This window comes from Tenacibaculum maritimum NCIMB 2154 (genome assembly GCF_900119795.1).
Taxonomy (GTDB): domain Bacteria; phylum Bacteroidota; class Bacteroidia; order Flavobacteriales; family Flavobacteriaceae; genus Polaribacter; species Polaribacter maritimus.
This window is the reverse complement of sequence record NZ_LT634361.1, coordinates 2648398-2668577: the sequence shown is the minus strand read 5'-3', so window position 1 is coordinate 2668577 and position 20180 is coordinate 2648398. Positions and strand designations below refer to the sequence as shown.

The window sequence follows — 20180 nt, the reverse complement described above, 5'->3', positions numbered from 1 at the left end:
GATGAAAAAAAATAAAATAATTTATATACTATTAGGAATATTGTCAATATTCGTATCATCATGTGAAAGTAGTTTAGACATTGCCCCAGAAGGAAGTTTAACGGGAGGAGTGGTGTTGTCTAACGCAGCTTTAGCAGAAGGGGTCTTAGTAGGTGCGTATGGAAGGATGAGAAATGATGCTGCTTTTAATGGAACTACTCAGTTAACACAAGAGTGGATGAGTGATAATATAGACTTTAAAGGGTCTTTTCCAACTTTTCAAGAAATTAGAGATTATACGACGATAGCAGATAACGGATCCGTTTCAGGATATTGGAGAAATTTATATGACGTAATTTCTCCTGCAAACTTCTTGATTAATAAATTACCTACTACAGATATACCAGATCTATCTGAAGCAGAAAGAGAAAGAATAATAGCTGAAGCAAAGTTTATTAGAGCCATTACAAATTTCAATTTGGTAAATTTATTTGCGCAGCCTTTTCAAGTATCTAACGGAAGTAATTTAGGAATTCCGTTAATTGTAGATTTTTTTGAAGGAGATTTGAGCTTGTTTCAATTGCCAAGGAGTACCGTAAATGAAGTACATGCAGCTATTGAAAAAGATTTATTAGAAGCAATTCCAGGATTGCTAGAGGTAACAAGTAGAGGAAGAGCTAGTAAAGGAGCTGCAAAGGCTTTATTAGCAAGGCTATATTTGTATAGAGATGAGTTTTCAAAAGCGGCAGATTATGCAAATCAAGTGATTCAGTCGTCTCGCTACGAATTAGCTCCAAATTATCTATTTTTCAATCAAAATGATTCTTCTGAGCATATTTTTCAAATTATAAATAATGCGGTAGATGGGCAAACTGGTGGGCAGGGCTTTTCAGGATTAGCAAACCCAGCACCCGTTGGTAGAGGAGATGCTCCTTTTTCACAAAATTTATTAGACGAATATGCATTAGAACCTGGTGATTTAAGATTCACAACATTACATGTTGAAGGAACTGATGCGGTTGGCAAAACCTCTACATTTACCACTAAATTTCCTGACGGAGTAAATAATTCAGATAATGCACCTATTCTTAGAGTAACAGAAATGTACACAATTCGAGCAGAAGCAAATTTAAGAGGGTTGACGAATATAGGAGATTCTCCATTGAATGATATCAATGCTTTGAGATCGCGTGCAGGATTGCCTGTTTTAGTTTCAGTTAATTTAGATGTTATTTTGAACGAGAAACGAAAAGAATTATGTTTTGAGGGGCAAAGGAGAATGGATTTGTTAAGGAATAAAAGGTCTTTAAGAAGGGCTGGACAAGCAAATATAGCAGCATCAGCATTTGGAGCTAATAAAACAATTTTGCCTATTCCATCAGATGAATTGGATTTAAATCCTAATAATACTCAAAACCCTGGTTATTAAGGGGTAGGGGAATACTTCTTTTAATTTATTTTTTTAACTTATTGTGTAATATTTATGTAAAAAATACAATGGTTTTTCAAATCAAAAAAGAAGTAACTCAAATCAAAAAGATTTTATGAGGTAAAGTAAAGAGTATCTTAGTCATAGAGTTACATTAAACATTTGTCTTCAGAATTATAATTATTTGAATTACTTTATAAGTTCAGTTCAAAGTGAAATTAACTCTATGTTGAATTAATCGATAAAAAAGCCAAGGAGTCATTAACCTTGGCTTTTTAATTTTATGTCAAAAGGAGTTCCATTTGTTGTTGGAGCGCTTTTGCTTTTTGGGCTGCATCTTGCGCAAAATCATTTTGTTGTGAGGCATAAATGATGCCGCGTGATGAGTTGATAAGTAAGCCAACATCCTCCGTCATTCCGTATTTGCAAACTTCTGTAAGATTTCCACCTTGGGCACCAACACCAGGAACTAATAAAAATGACGTCGGAATAATTTTTCTGATATCAGCTAAAAAAGTTGCCTTGGTAGCCCCAACAACGTACATTAAGTTAGTTGCATTTTCCCAAGTTTTGGAAACTTCTAAAACCTCCTTATATAGTTCTTGGTGATGTACATTTAATGTTTGAAAATCGAAGGCGCCTTGATTAGAAGTTAAAGCAAGTAAAATAGTATGCTTATCTTTAAAAGCCAAAAAAGGTTCAACGGAATCTTTACCCATATAAGGAGCAACTGTAATAGAATCAAAAGCTAAATCTTCAAAAAATGCTTTGGCATACATACTCGAAGTGTTGCCAATATCTCCTCGTTTAGCATCAGCAATAGTAAAAATTTCAGGATGCTTTTCATTTAGGTATTGTATCGTTTTTTCTAGTGCTTTCCATCCTTTTAAACCATATGCTTCATAAAAGGCAGTGTTGGGTTTATAAGCAACGCATAGGTGATGCGTAGCATCAATAATAGCTTTGTTAAATGCAAAAATGGGATCTTCTTCTTGTAATAAATGTGCTGGAATTTTAGTAAGATCGACATCCAAACCAATGCATAAAAATGATTTTTTTTTACGGATTTGATCTACAAGTTGTTGTGTTGTCATTAGTTGTAATAAAAGTTAAGCAAAGGTACATATTTTTGCGAGTTTCTGTTATCTTTGTTAGGATGATTAGTTATGTTTTAAACAAAGCTTTTTACGCCTTTTTAACGCTTTTTGGGGTCGTAACAGTTATCTTTTTATTATTCAATATTTTACCAGGAGATCCTGCTCGTATGATGTTAGACCAACGAGAAGACACGGAGCAATTAAAAAATATTCGAGCTAAATATGGTTTTGATAAACCTGTCTTAACCCAGTATTTATATTACTTAAACGATGTATCTCCAATATCTTTTCATAATAAAGACAAAAAAAATTATACCTTTTTATCCGAAGAAAAATATACGTATATAAAACTTATTCAGTTAGGAGAATACAGCATGGTAGTAAAATACCCTTATTTAAGAAAATCTTTTCAGAAAAACGGAAAAAAGGTTTCTGAAGTCATTTTAGAAACCTTGCCTAATACAGCCGTTTTAGCCATGTTTGCTATTGTAATTGCAATAATTATAGGAATTTTATTGGGAGTACTTTCCGCACTATATAAAGATACTTTTTTTGATAGAGTTATTGCTGTAATAAGCACTTTAGGTATGAGCATCCCTTCTTTTTTTTCGGCCATATTATTTGCGTGGCTTTTTGGGTTTGTATTGCATGAATACACAGGTCTTGAAATGACAGGAAGTTTTTATGAAGTAGATGACTTTGGGGAAGGGAGCTATATTCAATGGAAAAATTTATTACTCCCAGCTTTGGTTTTAGGAATTCGTCCGTTAGCAGTGGTTACTCAATTGATGCGAAATTCGTTATTAGAAACCCTGAATGAAAATTATATACGAACTGCTTACGCAAAGGGCTTAACTAGCTACCAAGTAGTAAAGAAACACGCATTAAAAAATTCTTTAAATCCAGTAGTAACTGCAATTTCAGGGTGGTTCGCATCCATGTTGGCAGGAGCAGTGTTTGTAGAATATATCTTTAATTGGAACGGATTAGGGAAAGAGATTGTAAATGCATTGAACACATTAGATTTACCTGTGATAATGGGAAGCGTACTGGTAGTAGCTACCTTATTTATATGGATTAATATTTGTGTAGATGTGGTATATAGTTGGCTAGACCCTAGAATAAGATTGAATAAATTATGAAATATTACCTTATACTCTTTATTTTTTTTACAAGTTGTGCTGTTTTTCAGCCTAAAAAATTTAACGATTTGTCATTGGAAGAAAAGATGGTGACTACTGCTAGAGATACTATAACATTGGGAGAAGTACTTGAGGAAAATAGTGGAAAAGATAGTTTTATTCAAGTGTATGCTACCTATTGCCCCTTTAGTCAAGATAGTTTTAAAGAAGTGATATTGTTACAAGAAAAATATAAAGATGTAAATTATATTTTTTTGTCGGTAGATCATTCGTATTACGATTGGAAGAGAGGATTGGAAAAAATGAAAGTTAAAGGACAGCAATATTATATTCCTAAAAAAGGAAAAGGAGCGTTGGGTAAATTTTTAAAGTTAAAAACAATACCAAGATTTATACTGCTAAATAAAGAAGGTAAGATTCGTGTGTATAATACAGCTGATGTATTAAAAATAAAAAGGAAGTTGCATTAAAATGAAAAAAGTAATATTAATTTGTATAGTGTTGTTAAGTAGCTGTGTTCCAAAAGATCAAACTGAGTTTTCAAAAAAAGCTTTAGAAGATCGTGTAATTGCTTTAGACGGAACCTCTGTAAGCTTTGAAGAAGTACTAGCAAAATATAAAGGAAAAAAAATAGTAATAAATGCATGGGCCTCTTGGTGTAGCGATTGTATTGTTAGTTTGCCTAATATAAAACAAATGCAAAAAGAAAATCCAGAGATCCCTTTTGTCTTTTTGTCATTAGATAAATCCGTTCGCAAATGGAAAAAAGGAATTGATAGATTTCACGTACAAGGAAATCATTATTTTATGGAGAAGGGATGGGATAGTGATTTAAGCAAATTTTTGAGCTTAAGGTGGATTCCTCGCTATGTAATTATAAATGAAACAGGAAAAATAGAAGTATTTAATAAAACGAAGCTAACAAGGGCGTTATTTAATAAACATAAAAAATAACTTATTTTAGCAGGATAAAAAAGCAGCAGAACCAAATCAACTAAAAAATGAGAAAAAATATTGTAGCAGGAAACTGGAAAATGAATCATAATATTGATGAAACTAAAAAACTTATCAAAGAATTACGTAATGTTGTAAAGAAAAAGCAGCTTAAAAGAACAAGAGTTATTATAGCGCCTACTTTTGTAAATCTAAAAGAAGCCTTAAAAAAGGTGAAAAAAAGTAAAATAGAGGTAGCTGCACAAAATATGCATGAAGCTGCTAATGGAGCTTTTACAGGAGAAGTATCTGCCGATATGCTAACGTCAATAAACATAAAAACGGTTATTTTAGGACATTCAGAACGACGAACGTATTTTGGAGAAACAGATGAAATTTTAGCAAAAAAAGTAAAAGCAGCTATAGACAATGGGTTGGAAGTGATTTTTTGTTTCGGAGAGCTATTGGAAGATAGAAAGAAAGAAAACCATTTTAAAGTGGTAGAAAACCAATTGAAAAATACATTGTTTGGATTAGAAGCAGCGGCATGGAAAAATATAATATTGGCGTATGAGCCAGTTTGGGCAATAGGTACAGGAGAAACAGCTTCGCCGGAGCAAGCACAAGAAATGCATGCATTTATAAGAAATTTAATAGCGCGTCAATATAGTGAAGTATTGGCAGATAATACTTCCATTTTGTATGGAGGAAGTGTGAAACCAGCCAATGCCGTTGAAATATTTTCAAAGCCAGATGTAGATGGTGGTTTAATAGGAGGAGCGGCATTAAATGCAAAAGATTTTTCAGCAATAATCAAAGCAATCTAAACAAATTCGTATTTTTGCATAGTTAAAAAATAGAAAAGCTGTCTAAAAAGTACATTGTCGTTATTTCGAACAGTCGGAGCAACAGCGATATGTTACTTTTTAGACAGTTTTTTTACGTAATAAGTTTATAATGGATAATATATATATAGAATATAGTTTTATAGTTTCACCAAAGGAGCCAGCAACTGAAATTTTAATAGCAGAATTAGGAGCAGCTGGTTTTGAAAGCTTTGTTGAAAATGAAACAGGAGTTGTTGCTTATATTCAAAAAGATTTTTGGAATAAAGAGATTTTAAATGATATCTTTATTTTAAATGCTGGTGAGTTTTCTATAAAATATACGCAACAAGAAATAGCGCAAACGAACTGGAATGCCGAGTGGGAAAAAAACTTCCCCCCCATTCAAGTGGATGCTAAAGTTAGTATCCGTGCGCCATTTCATGAAAATCCTAATTTACCATATGATATTGTAATAGAACCAAAAATGAGTTTTGGAACAGGGCATCATGAAACAACTCATATGATGGTACAACATTTATTGGAGATGGATGTTGCAGGTATGAAAACATTAGACATGGGATGCGGAACAGGAATTTTAGCAATTTTTGCTGAAATGAGAGGAGCAAATCCTATTGATGCAATTGATATTGATAATTGGTGCTACGAAAATTCGTTAGAAAATATAAAGAGGAATAATAGCAAGCACATTGCTGTTTTTGAAGGAGATTCGGCGTTGCTAAATAATAAAAAATATGACCTGATTATTGCTAACATTAATAGAAATATATTGTTGATGGACATGGAAATATATACTAATTGCTTACATAAAGAAGGAGTTTTATTATTGAGTGGGTTTTATAAAGAAGACATTCCTGTTATTAACGAAGAAGTGATAAAATATGGTTTGAAGCTTGATAAAACATTAGAACGTAATAACTGGGTAGCCTTAAAATACCTAAAAGGGTAATTTTATTTTTAGTGTAATAATTCATAACTTTGTTAAATGAGTACTCAGGAAAAAATACAAGAACAAGCTGATGTCTTAGAACAAGAAGCTTTACAACATGAAATTGTATTGCATAATGATGATGTAAACACATTTGATTATGTGATACATAGTTTGGTAGATGTATGCGAGCATACTTTAGAGCAAGCTGAACAATGTACTGTTTTAGTACATTATAAAGGAAAGTGTACTGTAAAATCAGGATCCTATGAAGATTTAGAACCTCGTTGCTCTAAATTGTTGCAATTAGGTTTATCCGCAGAATTGGTATAGCATATGGAAAATGTATTAAAGTACTATGAGTTTTCTGATTTTTTTAAAGATAAATCAGATACCTTTTCAAATAATGAAATTTCCTTTTCAGAATTAAATCCAGCGCATTTTTTAATTTTTGAAAGAAACGAAGAAGCCCGTTATAATTTGTATGTTTCTAAATATGCTTCCAAAAAAGAAATAGGAATAAAACCTCCCGAAATATTAGAATTAATGATACAAGACTATGATAAGTCTATACCCGAGCACCGAATTGCTATCAGAAGATACTTTCACTAAAAAACCAAAAAAAAACTTTTTTGGTTTTTTTTGGTTAAAATGTGACGAATCAAAAAAAGTAGTGTCAAATAAGTGTAGATGAAAATGAAGGATGTTTGAAAGTGTATTATTTGAATTAACTTTTTTAAAGTTCTTCAAAAAGATCACATAACAGACTTTTTTAAAAAGATGTTTTGTAAAATGAAATGATAGAAATTCATAAAGATAGTAGTAGTAGTTAGTTTTTATACTAAGTTTGGTTAGACGAAAAAGCCTTAAGTGTTTACTTAAGGTTTTTTCTATTTTAAGAGAAAATAAAAAGTTCAGTTTCTCATTAAAAAAAACTGAACTTTTGTTTGAACTGTAAATGTTCTACCGTAAGAAATAATACTAAATTATGGAAAAAATATTTTAGAGAGTTTGTTTCGTAGCTTATTACGAAGTTTATCGTTTTAATAAGAAAAGGTTTTTTCAGAAGAAAATAATGTCGTAAGGTTTTTTGTATTAAAATCTTTTACTTCTTTTTCTACAGAGGGATTTGCAGGGTATGATTTGTTTTGAATATTATACACCATTTCTCTATAACCATCTGATAGTAAATATAATTTTTTCCAATTATTTTCCATTGTATCACTAACTAATAAAGGAGGTCTAGTTACAGTAAATTCTGTAATTAAATTTAAATTAGTATCTAAAAGCAAAAATGTACAACCACCAGAACCGCAAAAATATCTAGAATTCAAATAAACAAATATTTCATCGATTCCGTCATTATTTAAATCAATTGAGGTGTACTGAAATTTTCGATCTTCTACGGGCATTATCTTTAAATCTGATTCATCTAAAAACACAGTAGTTAAATAATTTTTTATTCTTTGGGAAAGAATATCCTTGGCATTAGCGCCATTTTGTTTTTTTTCTTGAATAACGACTTCTTTATCAGAAGAATTAGTAATATTATTTTTTTTCTTGGCTTGCTTATAACAAGAAGAAAATGCAAATAAAATAAGTAAAAAGAGGCTTAATATTTGTTTATTGTTTAGCATTTTGAAAATTTTGATATTTAGAGCCAAATTTAGAAATTTTATGAATTAAATAATGTTAATTTATAGAACTAATTTTGTTTTAAGTGGGCTAAGCTATTATTACTCGTATTCTATTTATTAAGAAAAAGTTTAAACCACTTTGTTATTATAAATAGAAAAAATTGATCTCCTCTACAAATTTATTCAATAAACCTATTTACATTTGGGCAGAATAGAAAACACCTTCAAAAATGACTGTACATATTGCAGATGATTGTAGTTTAATAGCAGATGGATTTGAATCTCTCTTTAAAGCTACCCAGAATACTTCTATAAAAATCATAGGGCGTTCCTCTAATGGGGAAGAGTTAATTGAATGGCTACATAATAATATGGTAGATATTGTGATTTTAGATATAGATATGCCAAAGAAAAATGGCATAGAAGTACTTCAGTATTTAAAAAAGTATGCGATTGCTCAAAAAGTAATTGTAGTATCGGAATATTTATTACTAGATTTTATAAAAAAAACAATGGAGAATGGCGCAGAAGGTTATATTTCCAAGCAATTTGCTTATGCAAATATTCTTGAAGGGCTAGAGGAAGTATATAAAGGAAATACATACCTTTCTACTGATGTTCAAGAGCTGTTGGTTCAAGAATATTTGAATTTTTACCAAGGTTCAAATAGCGAATTTGCAAGGCTTATATTAGGCAAAAGCCTATCAAAACAAAAAATAAGAGAGTTGCTGTTGCATGCTAAGAGATATGATTCAGTAGAAATACCAGCATAGTGGTATTAGGAAATATAAATAAGGTTAAAAGTATTGAAAACTTAGGTTTTGTTGATAAAACAGTAGGAGCTTTTAACTTTGGTATATAGTAAAGTTAAAATACGGAATGCTAGTAAGGTATTAAGCAGAAATAAAAACACTTTGGAATGGTCCATTCCAAAGTGCTTTTATTGGGGAATAATAATAAGTAAATAAGATTTCTTGGTTTTTGTAAAGTAAAATATTATGCTTTTAAGCTAGGATTTCCTTTTTTAGGATTGTAATAGTATTGAATAACGTACTCTAAGCTTTCTTTTTCCTCAAAGTTTGTATTCGTTCTTTTTACTTCTTTGATAGCCATTTTAGCGAAATGACCGTCATGTGTTTTAAATACGAAAACAACAGGCTTTAAAAGTAAAAGACTTTCGTCTTGTGAAGATCTGAAATACCAAACTTTTCTAGGGTCATTATACCCTTTTCTAGGAAGCCAGCTTATAGCTGTAGTAATTCCTGTAATTCCTCCGATGTTAAAACAATCTTGAAAATAAAGATTACTAGGAAGATCTAATGCGGTAGTTCTAGTTTCAAATAAGTCATCAGCAACATATACCGCAACATCTTTAGTTCTTTTAGGTTCATTAATTAATCCTATTCTTGTTTTAGTAGAAAATTGATCTAATCCATTAACTAAAATAGCACGTCCTCTAATGGCAAAATCCCAGTCATCACTACTGCCATCAACAACTCCTCCTTTAGCAAAGCTAAATTTTTGAAAGATTCCTGTTTGTTCAGCAGTTTCTCTTTCGTTACCTATAGCAGTTGTTTGAATTGTAAAAGTATCAGGAGTGGTAACATTAGGATCTTCAGGATTAGGATTATCTGTACCTGAATTTCCCGCATCAGGGTGCTCTGTATTAGAGTTACCGTCAGATAGCACTAAATTCTCTTTAGAGCATGAAGAAGTTAAAACAAGTAGTAACATAGTATATAATACCGTTGTTAATAAGCTTATTTTTTTCATAATTATTGTATTTATTTATTATTAATTTAAAGTTTTATCTCCTTTTGTAGTATTATAGAAGTATTTAAAAGTATAGTAAGGGTATTTATTAGCAAGAACCTCATTCATATCACCTGTATGATCCCCATCCTTATAAATATCTTCTATTTTTAATTTTGCGTAGTTACCATTTATGGTTTTAATAAGTAAAAGCTTGTCTTTTTTAGCTCTGATAACATGGTCATCATGCATTTCATAAGGATCAAACATTCCTTTGCCTCTATCGTCTATAGCTGTTTTATCTTTTCCATCTTGTTTAAAAACGACGTTGTTAGGTACACTATTCATGGTATTAAAATCGCCATCAATAACTGCTACAGAAGCCTCTTTAGTTCTTTCAGGTTCATGAGCAGTATAAGATATATATCCCTGAGTCCATTCACCTCCATTAACAATAATAGCTCTATTAAAAAAAGCGATATCCCAATCGTCACCAGTAACTACCTTGGCTTGTTCTAAGTTGAATTTTACATAAACTAAGTTTCCTTTATTATCTTTAGGGTTTGTAAAAAGGTTGTTAACTAAAATGGTACCGTCATCATTTTTTTCTACTTTAACAAACTCGTTCACCTTAGGGTCTAGGTAGCTTTGTTCTTCGGTAGTTGTACCACCTGCATCTTTTTCAGGAATTCCTTTTTCACTATTCGTGCATGCTATTGGTAGGAAAGTTATAAATGCCAATATAAAAATTATTCTTTTCATTATTTTAATTTAGATTAATTTTAGATAGTGCAAATATATTTCTTTTATTTGTGCAAAAAAACAAAACTCATGAATTTTAATTTCTTTTGTAAAAGAATACTATTGCTAATTTTTACTTTTTCACTATTTAATTGCAGTAAAGAAGCTGCGGTTGTAAAAGAAGTGGTGGTAGAAGAACCAGATGAATCCGATGATGAGTATGAAGGATTAATTAGAGAGGCTAAGAAGTATTTTGACAATCCGCTTCCAGCAAATGCAGAAATAGACGCAAATAAATTAACAAATGAAAAAGTTGCGTTAGGTAAGAAATTGTTTTTAGACGTTCGATTATCTAAAAATAATACCATAAGTTGCGCTTCTTGCCATGATTTAAATAAGTTTGGAACAGATAATTTAGCAACTTCTTTGGGGGTAGCTGGTAGGAAAGGAACAAGAAACTCGCCTACTGTTTTTAATGCCGCATTGCATTTTACTCAGTTTTGGGATGGTAGAGTAGGCACAGTAGAAGAACAAGCAGGAATGCCAATACTTAACCATATAGAAATGGCAATGGATGATGAGCAGAGTGTAGTGGAAAAGATTCAAGGGATAGTAGAATATAAAACGTTTTTTAAAAATGCTTTTCCTAAAGAAATTGAACCTGTAAATTTTGAAAATATTACAAGTGCTATTGCTGCTTTTGAAAGAACTCTGTTGAGTCCATCTAGGTTCGATGAGTTTTTAAAAGGAGATGCCAAAGCATTGACGGGAAAAGAAAAAAAAGGAATGTTTCTTTTTATGACCAATCGCTGTGTTTCTTGTCATGACGGACCTCTGGTAGGAGGAAATAAATTTAGATCTTTTGGTAGTGAAGAAAATCCTTATTGGGTAAAAACAGGTAGTAAAAATATAGATAATGGGCGTTATGAATTAACAGGAGAAGCAGTAGATAGATATGTATTTAAGGTGCCTTCTTTAAGAAATGTAACAAAAACATTTCCATATTTTCATGATGGAAGCGTGGCTGATATTGAAGAAGCTATTCGAATTATGGGAGAGGTACAACTGAATATTGATTTAGAAGATGATGATATACAGGCTATAAAAGCATTTTTAAATAGTCTTACTGGAGAAGTGAGTATTTAAAAATTTAATTTTTGTTCTTTTTTAGTGTTTTGGCTCTTATAAACATAAGGGCCGAAATGCTTTTCTTAAAACAACTAAAAATCATTTAGTAACAAAAACTATAAAAAAAATAATCATGAATTTGGTGATGCAGTTAATTGTGATCTGCTATGGCATGGATAACCAATATTATGTACAGTGCTTTTTACTTTTTTCTCATCTGCTGTTTTATGAATGATAAAGATATATTCATCAGATTGTGTATCTATAAAAGAGAGTTGCAGTCCTTTTTTTCGTAGTAAATCATCCAGATCTTTAAAAACTCCTTCTACAGAAATAATAATACTTTTTTCATAAGAAGGTAATTGAATATTGCGGTTAGGGTAATGCTTATTTAAAATATTTTGTATTTCTTCTCTTACATATTCAGCTTCTAACTTCCAGTCAATACGTACGATAAAGTTTAAAAGATGATCTTCTAAAGAAGTGATCACAAAATAAAGAAGGCTGTAATAATTTTCTCGATCTTTTTTTAAAGCGTTGATGAAATTTATAGTTTTCGTGCTAGCTTTTGGGTTAGGAATACAGTATTTTACTAGTTTTCTTAAAGCTTCTTCTTGAAGTTTGCTAACAGGTGGTAATTCCTTTTTAATTTTTTTGCTAGGGGCAGCGTCAATATTTCCTTTAAGTGCTATTAGGGTGTTTTTTATTTTTTGAAAAATATTAGGAGCTTTTACAGCTTTGTGTAATTCAGGAATTTGAAACCATTTTACATGTTGCCCACCATTACATTTTCTTAATTCTATTTGATTGTTAATTTGGCTTATAAAGTAGAATTTTGAAGGAAAATTAAAATCATTTTTATCATAAAAAATGATTCCATTTGGCAAATAAAAACTTCCTTCAGGAGAATTGTAAAAAATATCATCTTTAAGAATTAGAACTTCTTTAAAGCATGGAATTTTCTTTCTTTTAAATCCCCAAAAAGAAGTGATATAGCTATCCTGTAATTTAAATTTAGAAGCAGTAGCATTGTTAAGAAGGTAGTTAAATAAAGATAAGTGTAAATCATCGTCTTTAATAGGTAAACCAGCCAGCTCTTTTTTATGATAGTATATTCTTGCCACTTCTTATTAGGTTTTTTTTATTTTAAGAATGTAAAATTAGTCATTGAGCTCATTAAACTTGGCTTTCATAGTAGGATTTCCATAAGTTAATTTTTTAATAGATAACCCCTCCGCCTTATTATTTGCTAATCGCAAGTTATTTTCAGAAGATAGAAGAGCATCTTTTGTTTTTTGTAAATGGATAATGGTTTTATCAATCTCGTCAATAGCTGTTTTAAATTTACGGCTAGCTAAATCGTAATTTCTGGCAAAGCCTGTTTTAAAAGAATTTATTTTTTCTTCAAAATTGGTAATGTCTATATTTTGATTTCTAATTAGATTTAACTCTGCTTTATACTTCATGGAGTTCATAGCAGCATTTCTAAGCAGTGTAATTATAGGAATGAAAAATTGAGGGCGCACTACATACATTTTATCAAATTTGTGAGATACGTCAACAATTCCAGTATTATAAAATTCATTATCTGACTCTAAAAGTGAAACAAGCACGGCATATTCACAATTTTTGTCTTTGCGATCCTTATCAAGTTTAGCAAAAAAATCCTCATTTCTTTTTTTAGTAGCAGTTTCGTCATTTTCATTTTTCATTTCAAACATAATCGAAATGATTTCGTTTCCAGTATTATCAGTTTCTTTATAAATATAGTCTCCTTTGCTTCCTCTTCTAGCATCATTATCTTTCTCAAAATACGCATTTCTAAAAGCGGTAGCTCTAAGTTTGTTAAATTCAGCTTCACAATGCAGTTCCAAAGTTTCACCAATCATTTTTGTAGAAAGCTTTAATTTAAAGTCTTTTAAACGTGCAATTTCATCATCTTTCATTTGAATAGTTTGCTCTTTTACGGCGAGTTTACTTGTAAATTGTTCTTTAATAGACTTTTCAAGAAGCTGTTTTTCAGTTTCTTTTATTCTTAGCGTATTTACTAAGTTGTCACGTTCTTTTTCAATAGCTTTCACAGCTTCAGAAACCTCAAGTTTTTTTTCAGTTTCAGCACTTTGAATTTTAGATCTCATGTTGGTTATTTCCATTTCTTTTCTAGCTAATTTCTCAGTAACCTCTGCATGATTTCTAGCCTTGAAATTGGTCAATTCTCGGTCTCTTTTAGCCAATTCTTTTTGAAATAAATTTCTAAGATTAGCTTCCGCAAGTTTAAGAGCGCTTTGTTTTTCTTTTTCCGCAAGTAGCAATCTATTATTTAGTTCTTCCTCAAATTGATGGTCGCGAACTTGTTTTAATATATCGGCAAATCCCGCTTCATCAACTTTAAAAGCTTTTTTACAATTAGGACAAATGATTTCGTTCATGTGTTATTCTTTACGGTGTTATGATAGTTTATCAATATCTTAATTCCTTAGTTAAAATACTTATTTCTATCTCCAATAATTTGTTGGGTATAACAAAAGAAATTCTTTTGAAGTATTTGTAAGGAGCATTCATACATATACTATTTAAAAATACCGAAATAGGAAGTGTTTTTTTGAAAGAGAAGATATAAACAAAAAAATGTATTTGTTTTATATAATTTCTGTAAAGAAAAAAATGATTATTTCCTTTTCAGGTGATTTTGAATAATAATTGATATGAGCTTAAACCAATAGCCAAAGCTACTAAAATATTACAATATTTATTTTACGAATATCCATAATGTAATAAGTAATTTTATAACTAAGAGAAGTTTTATTGCTATTGTGAATGATCTTGTTTGTATAAAAAATAAAACCCTTTAAAATCATTGATTTTAAAGGGTTTAGTGACCATGGCAGGATTCAAACCTGCAACCTCTTGAGCCGTAATCAAGTGCGCTATTCAGTTGCGCCACATGGCCTTTTTTCGGGTGCAAATATAAGAATGTTTTTTACTTCTGCAAAATTAATTTGTAATTTCTTTTTGAAATTTTTCAATTGTTGAGGAGGCGAGTGCAACATCTTTTTTTAAGATGTATAGGTCAACAGACTCAGCCAGCGTACCAAAGCCTGCTAATCTGCCAGCTTCAATACCATTATTGATAATGGAAGTTATATTTATTTCGTCTAATAAAAATTTTAATCTATTTACTAAAATAGCGCTTCCTGTAAAAATTCTAACATGATTTTGTAACATAATGTGTGTTTTACTTTAATGAGTTTATAGTAACATAAGCTTTCCATCCAATAATTGCTAATTGGAATTTTGAAGCCTTAGAAATGTCCAATCCTTTTTTAGTGAAGGAAGGTAAGAGTACTTTGTTTAGTTTCGCTAAAGTTTTAAATCCGAATTTTTTCATCGATGAATTTGGTTGTTTATCAAAAATAAGGATTTTTAATTAAAGAAAAGAAAAAGAACACTTTGTATTGTAATCCTATTGCTCTTCTTGTAAAAAAGCGATTAATAAGCTGTTACGAATATCAAAGGTGGTTTTAAATGGTACGTATTGCGGTAAATACAAAGCTGTCAAATAAAAAAAACATTTTTTACCAATAAAAAGAACCCGATAATTATCTATATTGAAAATTATCAGGTTCTTTGAATCTTCTATAAAAGAGGGCTTTAATGGTGTTGGTAAAGATTACAAACGCATCTATTCCCTCTTTTCAACTAACTAAAATACTTATTGTATTGAGTTCTTATCAAGAATATACGCTACCAGAGGCTTCCAGTTGTTTTCATCATCTCTCTGCGTCTGACTTTTTTTATCACTACCAATGAATATGTCAATATCTGCAGCAGTAACTTTTTCCTTTCTGCGCATTGCTCTAAACTCTGATAAATCTTGTTCCCAGCCAATTTGGCTATTGGTCCAGAATCTAAGTAATTCAGCGTCACTTTCTCCTACAAGTTGGATATAATCCTTGATTATATCACCTTCATTTTGCTTTTTACCTCCATACACATACTGAGCAGTAATGGCCCCTTCTTGATATTTTTCTCTTGGGATTGCTATTTCTGCTAGTCTTATTAAGAAATGGTCTTTTGGAAGCGTTTGAATAAAAGCTTTTGCGTCATCTTTTGTTTTTTTACTAGTCGCGTTTAATTTAGCTGCTCTTTTCGCCCCACTTTTTCCATTTAAGAAAGATTTGTATCGTTTTAGGTCATTTTCTGCGAGTAGTCTTACTACCTCTTTCTCTTCCTCGGTTCCTTTAAACTCGTTTTTAAACTCATACTCTGTAACTTGTTGATCAGCCCAAGGATTATTTTTTATAAAATCCTCTTTGTATTCTACATAAAGACCCTTCACGTAAAAGAAAATCCTATTTTCAATCCATTCTTGTTTTTTTTCTTCTATTTGATTGGCTGTAGCACCACCTGCTTGTGCAGCTAACACTCCTGTCCTCTGGTAAGAGCTGGCTATTCCTGATTTATAAATACTCTCTAGAAATTTACGATTCGCCACATTAAAAAGCTCCATGTTTGCTGGCCTATTACTTTGCTGATGGAGTAAATTATTGTTTACAATTTCTGTAGCTATACTTGTTGCATTAGGATCAGCATTAGTTGTTATTAGCTTTTTTAAAACATTATTAGCTTCATTTATTTGATTTTCAGTTAGAACAGTCGTGCTCTTTGCTTTTCCTTTTAGGAGCGTAATAATATCAGCTGCTGCATCAGCTGCTTTATCTGACTGTGGGGTTTGTGAAGTAAGCAAAGCTTCCTTATTTTTTAGTATAAATAAAGCTTCACCATCTGTTAATGGACTCATTACACCTCTACTAGAGTAGTAATTTACTTTGTCAAAATTTGAGGCGTTAATTGCCTCCTCTTGCTGGAAACTGTTGTCATTTGAACAGCTTACAATTGCAAGCATACTAGCTGTAAAAACAGCCAACTTTAATCTAGATTTCATAATTTTATTTATTTAATTTAATTACTTATAAAGGTATTGAAAAATTGACATGGAAATTGAGCGTTAAGCCACTTTTAACAACAATTAACAACAATTAACACCTGTATAAGTTATTGATATTGAGAGGTTTGTTTTGATAGTTTATTTTAATGATTTGTTTTTTTTATAGCTTTTCAAATAATCTTATGAGAAACAATATACCGGTAGTTATTTTCACTATATCAATCTTAGAAGATGCTTTAAATTGATATCTCATTCTGTACGGACAGGGAAGCTTTCTCATGTAAATTTTATCAAATATGATGGAGTTACTATTAAAATAAAAAAGCATACGTAATTCGATAAAAAATAAAAGGCTGTTTAGTTATTTGTTCTTCATCATAATCCTGTAATACCAGTAATTATGAGTTTATCAAAGAGTTTTTCTTCCAAAAGAGTTGCTATTGAGTTTATGAATAAGCCTATGTGAGTAAATCCCTAACAGGTTTCTCTTGACATTACTAATCATTATAAAATATCTTTAATATTTTGTTTAGCTGACTTTTCAATAATAAGCAGCTAAGAAACCGTAATTTGCTAAGCATTCATATAAGTATGTAAAGAACGTTAAGGTTTGGAAGGTGAACCACTACGTTATCAATCTATATTTCATAGCATTTTACTTTTGTTAATTATTTTGGAAGTATTGGCGCCAATTTCCAATTTCATATAATTGATGACTTTTTTAAGTCAATTTGGAGTTTTTTCTTTTTCTAATCTTCCCGTTGCGATTTTTCTTTTTCATTAAAAAAGCATATTAATTAAGTCTTTTAATTTCATTTTTAGATTTAGGTTTGAAAAAAATGATGTAAAGTATAAAGATGGTGAATAATATTCCTAAAATTTTGAACATGGTTATTGGTTTTTATGGTTGTTAAAACAAAATATGGATAATAGAATTAAATATAATAGTAATTATTTTTAATAGAAGTAATGTCATTTTTAATTGGTTTTTAGTTAGTAAATATTGGTAATTTCGAAATTGTTTTGTGAATATATGGCAAGGCAAATCATATTGTCAAATTTTTGAATGTAATTTTATTTCTTTGGATTTATATTTAAAGTTTAAATAATGTATATTGTTTTAAATTGAAAGGTGTAGTTCTTGAATTAAGTTGTTTTTTGTAATTGTATCTTTGGTTTTTGTTTTAAAATATAATGGTTTAAAGGAGGTTTTTAGAGTAGAAACTAAAAGCAAAGGAAAAGAAATGCAGTAGGATAGCTATTTACAGTATGCTTGTCTTTTTTGCCTTTGAAAAAATTTTAAAAGAGGGTGTTTTTAAATTAAAAAACGTTTGTCTTTTTTCAAGCAAATGGATTTGATAAGGAATCCAGTTTTAAGGCTAAAAACATTATTCATATCTTCGCAAAAAAAATAAATTCATGAATGTTCTTTATATAATTTTAGGCTTAACATTATTGGTTTTTGGAGGAAACTGGTTGTTAAAGGCAGCGGTAGCACTTTCATTAAAATTAAATATACCTAAAATAGTAATTGGGATGACGGTGGTTTCTTTTGCTACTTCAGCACCTGAATTGATCGTAAGTATAAAATCGGCATTAGATGGTGCTACAGGGTTGGCAGTAGGAAATGTAATAGGATCTAATATTGCTAATTTGGGCTTGGTTTTAGGAATCACCGTTATTTTATCAACGATTGATGTAGAAAAAAGTTTTTACAAAACCGATTGGCCTATTATGATGTTGGCTTCTTTGATGCTGTATTTTTTTATAGCATATGACCATACCATTCAGCAGTATGAAGGAGGTATCTTATTTATTACATTAATAGCTTTTTTGATATACTTACTTCGTTTTCAAAAACAAGCAGTTGTAGATGAAATGCCAGAAGATGATGAAGCGCTTCCTCTATTTAAAATAGCATTGTTTTTAGCGCTTGGAGCTATTGGTTTGTGGGCAGGTTCTGAGTTATTGATAGGAGGAGCAAAAGCTTTGGCAAAAAGCTTAGGAGTAAGCGATGCTGTTATAGGGGTTACGGTAGTTTCTGTAGGAACGAGTGTACCAGAATTAGCAGCTTCGATTATAGCGGTCATAAACAAAGAAAAAGCCATTTCTTTAGGGAATTTAGTAGGGTCGAATATCTTTAATATTTTAGCAGTTTTAGGAATTACTGGAATGATAACACCTATACAGGTAAAGCCAGAAGCAATAAGCTTGATAACGCATGATATTTATTGGATGCTAGGAGTTTCTTTTTCCATATTACCATTGGCCTTTTTATCAAAAAAGTTGCATTTGAATTGGAAAGACGGAATAGTACTATTAGGTGCTTATATTGCTTTTATATATGCAACCATAAGTTAGCTAGTTTTTTTTAGAGAGTTTTAAATGATAATCAAATACCATAAAAAAGAAGCTGCCTTTTCAGACAGCTTCTTTTTTATGGTATTATTGTTTTTTTTAAAGTTTTGTACTTTTTATGGTTTTAATAATACGCCCTGCAACCTTATAAGGGTCTGCATTAGAAGCCGGCCTGCGATCTTCTAACCATCCTTTCCAGCCTTTTTCTACGGTAATAATAGGAATACGGATAGAAGCACCACGATCAGAAATTCCATATGAAAAGTCAGAAACGTGTGCCGTTTCATGTAAACCAGTCAAACGCTCATCATTGTTTGCTCCATAAACATCAATGTGTTCATCTGTAAGAGGTCTAAAAGCTTCGCAAATTTTTTCGTACGTTTCTTTAGAACCACAAGTTCTTAAAGTAGTATTAGAAAAATTAGCATGCATACCAGAACCATTCCAATCTCCTTTTACAGGTTTTGGATGGTATTCAATATAATAGCCATGTTTTTCTGTCAATCTATCTAATAAATAACGAGCTATCCAAATTTCATCTCCTGCTTTTTTAGCACCTTTAGCAAATAATTGAAATTCCCATTGCCCTGGGGCAACCTCTTGGTTAATTCCTTCAAAGTTTAACCCCGCTTCAATACATAAGTCTGCGTGTTCTTCAACAATTTCTCTTCCCCAAGTATAACGACCTCCAACAGAGCAATAATACTTACCCTGTGGGCCAGGAAAACCTCCTCTTGGGAATCCTAAAGGCAAGTCGGTTTTAGTATCCATTAAAAAATACTCTTGCTCAAACCCAAACCAAAAATCATCATCATTGTCATCAATAGTAGCTCTTGCATTAGAAGCGTGCGGAGTTCCATCTGCATTTAAAACTTCCGACATTACTAAGAACCCATTTTTTCTAACAGGATCTGGGTAAATAGCTACTGGCTTTAATAAGCAATCAGAAGCGCCTCCTGAAGCTTGTTCTGTAGAGCTTCCATCAAAAGACCATATAGGACAGTCTTCTAATTTTCCGCTAAAGTTTTCTTCAACTTTAGTTTTACTACGCATATTTTGCGTTGGTTTATGACCATCTAGCCAAATATATTCTAATTTAGATTTACTCATAACTGTTGTTTAGGTTTTGTTTATACAACAAAAGTCATTATTTTTTTAGTTAACTCAAAATTTTAAGGGGTGTTTTTTTAAAAAAGTAGATTTAAAATTAGTTTTACCCTGTTTTTTTAAGGGGTATGTTATTAATAATTTAAAAAAATGTAT

Annotated in this window: 21 protein-coding genes and 1 tRNA gene; 11 read left to right on the top strand and 11 right to left on the bottom strand. The window is 30.9% G+C overall.

Going from position 1 to position 20180, the window contains the following annotated elements; all coding sequences use genetic code 11:
• Window position 1: 1 nt before the first annotated feature.
• A complete protein-coding gene (locus MARIT_RS11930; RefSeq protein ID WP_100211625.1) occupies window positions 2–1408 on the top strand; it encodes a RagB/SusD family nutrient uptake outer membrane protein in 1407 nt (468 codons plus the stop codon).
• Between the two features lie 281 nt (window positions 1409–1689).
• On the opposite strand, the gene pyrF is transcribed toward MARIT_RS11930, so the two are convergent.
• Window positions 1690–2502 (bottom strand): orotidine-5'-phosphate decarboxylase, encoded by an 813-nt coding sequence (pyrF, locus tag MARIT_RS11925; protein WP_024740391.1) that lies wholly within the window; start codon window positions 2500–2502, stop codon window positions 1690–1692.
• 62 nt (window positions 2503–2564) lie between these two features.
• Here pyrF and MARIT_RS11920 point away from each other — a divergent pair, with 62 nt between their 5' ends.
• The 7 genes from MARIT_RS11920 to MARIT_RS11890 all read left to right on the top strand — a co-directional run bounded on the left by MARIT_RS11920 (window position 2565) and on the right by MARIT_RS11890 (window position 6965).
• The gene (locus MARIT_RS11920; RefSeq protein ID WP_024740390.1) at window positions 2565–3647 is read left to right on the top strand and encodes an ABC transporter permease; all 1083 of its coding nucleotides are present in this window, start codon (window positions 2565–2567) and stop codon (window positions 3645–3647) included.
• Window positions 3644–4117 carry a TlpA family protein disulfide reductase gene (locus MARIT_RS11915; RefSeq protein ID WP_100211624.1) on the top strand — a complete coding sequence of 158 codons (474 nt, stop codon included), beginning with the start codon at window positions 3644–3646 and terminating at the stop codon, window positions 4115–4117. Before MARIT_RS11920 ends, MARIT_RS11915 begins: the two co-directional genes overlap by 4 nt.
• 1 nt (window position 4118) lies before the next feature.
• Window positions 4119–4601, top strand: coding sequence for a TlpA family protein disulfide reductase (locus MARIT_RS11910; protein ID WP_100211623.1), 483 nt, complete (start codon window positions 4119–4121; stop codon window positions 4599–4601).
• A gap of 47 nt (window positions 4602–4648) precedes the next feature.
• Window positions 4649–5407, top strand: a complete 759-nt coding sequence (tpiA, locus tag MARIT_RS11905) for a triose-phosphate isomerase (RefSeq protein WP_024740387.1) — start codon at window positions 4649–4651, stop codon at window positions 5405–5407.
• A 130-nt stretch (window positions 5408–5537) separates the two neighbouring features.
• Entirely contained in the window at window positions 5538–6374 is an 837-nt protein-coding gene (gene prmA, locus MARIT_RS11900) for a 50S ribosomal protein L11 methyltransferase (protein ID WP_100211622.1), read from the top strand.
• Window positions 6375–6410: 36 nt separating this feature from the next.
• Window positions 6411–6686 carry an ATP-dependent Clp protease adaptor ClpS gene (locus MARIT_RS11895; protein ID WP_024740385.1) on the top strand — a complete coding sequence of 92 codons (276 nt, stop codon included), beginning with the start codon at window positions 6411–6413 and terminating at the stop codon, window positions 6684–6686.
• 3 nt (window positions 6687–6689) lie between these two features.
• Entirely contained in the window at window positions 6690–6965 is a 276-nt protein-coding gene (locus tag MARIT_RS11890; protein WP_024740384.1) for a hypothetical protein, read from the top strand.
• A gap of 431 nt (window positions 6966–7396) precedes the next feature.
• Here MARIT_RS11890 and MARIT_RS11885 read toward each other — a convergent pair whose 3' ends face one another.
• Window positions 7397–7990, bottom strand: coding sequence for a hypothetical protein (locus MARIT_RS11885; RefSeq protein WP_100211621.1), 594 nt, complete (start codon window positions 7988–7990; stop codon window positions 7397–7399).
• Between the two features lie 230 nt (window positions 7991–8220).
• Between MARIT_RS11885 and MARIT_RS11880 the strand changes: the two genes are divergently transcribed.
• Window positions 8221–8763, top strand: a complete 543-nt coding sequence (locus MARIT_RS11880; RefSeq protein WP_024740382.1) for a response regulator — start codon at window positions 8221–8223, stop codon at window positions 8761–8763.
• Window positions 8764–8986: 223 nt separating this feature from the next.
• On the opposite strand, the gene MARIT_RS11875 is transcribed toward MARIT_RS11880, so the two are convergent.
• The gene (locus MARIT_RS11875; RefSeq protein ID WP_100211620.1) at window positions 8987–9763 is read right to left on the bottom strand and encodes an HmuY family protein; all 777 of its coding nucleotides are present in this window, start codon (window positions 9761–9763) and stop codon (window positions 8987–8989) included.
• A 21-nt stretch (window positions 9764–9784) separates the two neighbouring features.
• Window positions 9785–10504 carry an HmuY family protein gene (locus tag MARIT_RS11870; protein WP_024740380.1) on the bottom strand — a complete coding sequence of 240 codons (720 nt, stop codon included), beginning with the start codon at window positions 10502–10504 and terminating at the stop codon, window positions 9785–9787.
• Window positions 10505–10573: 69 nt separating this feature from the next.
• On the opposite strand from MARIT_RS11870, the gene MARIT_RS11865 reads away from it, so the two are divergent.
• Window positions 10574–11629 (top strand): cytochrome-c peroxidase, encoded by a 1056-nt coding sequence (locus MARIT_RS11865; RefSeq protein ID WP_100211619.1) that lies wholly within the window; start codon window positions 10574–10576, stop codon window positions 11627–11629.
• A gap of 113 nt (window positions 11630–11742) precedes the next feature.
• Here the strand turns inward: MARIT_RS11865 and MARIT_RS15685 are convergent, their stop codons facing one another.
• The 6 genes from MARIT_RS15685 to MARIT_RS11835 all read right to left on the bottom strand — a co-directional run bounded on the left by MARIT_RS15685 (window position 11743) and on the right by MARIT_RS11835 (window position 16556).
• Window positions 11743–12735 carry a DUF6630 family protein gene (locus tag MARIT_RS15685; protein ID WP_174683269.1) on the bottom strand — a complete coding sequence of 331 codons (993 nt, stop codon included), beginning with the start codon at window positions 12733–12735 and terminating at the stop codon, window positions 11743–11745.
• Window positions 12736–12771: 36 nt separating this feature from the next.
• Window positions 12772–14040 carry a DUF2130 domain-containing protein gene (locus MARIT_RS11855; protein ID WP_024740378.1) on the bottom strand — a complete coding sequence of 423 codons (1269 nt, stop codon included), beginning with the start codon at window positions 14038–14040 and terminating at the stop codon, window positions 12772–12774.
• A gap of 447 nt (window positions 14041–14487) precedes the next feature.
• A tRNA-Arg gene (locus MARIT_RS11850) sits at window positions 14488–14561 on the bottom strand.
• Window positions 14562–14605: 44 nt separating this feature from the next.
• Window positions 14606–14836, bottom strand: coding sequence for a DUF2007 domain-containing protein (locus MARIT_RS11845; RefSeq protein ID WP_100211618.1), 231 nt, complete (start codon window positions 14834–14836; stop codon window positions 14606–14608).
• Between the two features lie 10 nt (window positions 14837–14846).
• The gene (locus MARIT_RS11840) at window positions 14847–14999 is read right to left on the bottom strand and encodes a hypothetical protein (RefSeq protein ID WP_024740376.1); all 153 of its coding nucleotides are present in this window, start codon (window positions 14997–14999) and stop codon (window positions 14847–14849) included.
• 324 nt (window positions 15000–15323) lie between these two features.
• The gene (locus MARIT_RS11835) at window positions 15324–16556 is read right to left on the bottom strand and encodes a hypothetical protein (RefSeq protein ID WP_100211617.1); all 1233 of its coding nucleotides are present in this window, start codon (window positions 16554–16556) and stop codon (window positions 15324–15326) included.
• Between the two features lie 1422 nt (window positions 16557–17978).
• On the opposite strand from MARIT_RS11835, the gene MARIT_RS11830 reads away from it, so the two are divergent.
• Window positions 17979–18920 (top strand): calcium/sodium antiporter, encoded by a 942-nt coding sequence (locus MARIT_RS11830; protein WP_024740374.1) that lies wholly within the window; start codon window positions 17979–17981, stop codon window positions 18918–18920.
• A gap of 96 nt (window positions 18921–19016) precedes the next feature.
• Here MARIT_RS11830 and MARIT_RS11825 read toward each other — a convergent pair whose 3' ends face one another.
• Window positions 19017–20027, bottom strand: coding sequence for a glutamine synthetase beta-grasp domain-containing protein (locus tag MARIT_RS11825; protein WP_100211616.1), 1011 nt, complete (start codon window positions 20025–20027; stop codon window positions 19017–19019).
• Between the last annotated feature and the right edge of the window lie 153 nt (window positions 20028–20180).